The organism is Phytoactinopolyspora endophytica (assembly GCF_004138495.1).
GTDB classification, from domain to species: Bacteria; Actinomycetota; Actinomycetes; order Jiangellales; family Jiangellaceae; genus Phytoactinopolyspora; species Phytoactinopolyspora endophytica.
In genome coordinates this window covers 27,632-28,428 of record NZ_ML142866.1, presented here as the reverse complement: position 1 = coordinate 28,428, position 797 = coordinate 27,632, and the positions used below count along the sequence as shown (strand labels likewise).

Sequence of the window (797 nt, the reverse complement as noted above, 5' to 3'; positions counted from 1 at the left end):
GCCACGCGCGTCGCTGACCTGCTCGTCGAGCTCGGCGGCGCGACGCATGAGCCTGCTGTGACCATGGTGGGAACGACACCCGTCCCGCCGGCAGTCGAGATTGACGTCAGCCTGCCCAGTCGCGTCGTGGGTGTCGACTATGCCGACGACGAGGTGCGGCAACTGCTGACCGCGGTCGGCGCCGAGGTCACCGAGACGGCCCTGGGCCGGCTGAGCGTGGTTCCGCCCACCTGGCGCCCGGACCTGACAGACCCGTACGACCTGGTGGAGGAGGTCGCGCGGCTGCACGGCTACGACGCCATGCCATCGGTGCTCCCGATCGCCCCACCTGGCCGCGGGTACACGCCGGCACAGCGGCTGCGTCGTCGCGTCGAGCGCGCCGTCGCTGCCGCCGGGTACGTGGAGGCGCCGTCGTACCCGTTCGTGGGCGAGGCAGAGTTCGACGCACTCGGGTTCCCCGCGGACGACGGCCGTCGTCGCGCGACGCGGCTGGCCAACCCCATCTCGGATGAGCAGCCGCTGTTGCGCACCACATTGCTGGCGGGTTTGCTCGCGACGTTGCGGCGCAACGTCGGCCGGGGCGCGGTCGACGTTGCCCTTTACGAGACCGGGTTGGTGTTCCGCCCGTCCGCCGGCGCGCAGCCGGTGCCGCCGCGGCTCCCGGTGGACCGTCGCCCCACGGACGACGAACTGGCCGCCTTGGAAGCAGCGGTTCCGGACCAGCCCCGACGGATCGCGGTGGCGTTGGCCGGAGACCGCGAGCCGACGGGTTGGTGGGGGCCGGAGCGCTCGGCCTC

The 797-nt window shown here is 73.0% G+C and carries 1 pseudogene; it reads left to right on the top strand.

Features of this window, described 5'->3' with window-relative positions:
• Positions 1-797: pseudogene (locus ELR45_RS41560) on the top strand (phenylalanine--tRNA ligase subunit beta); the annotation flags it as partial.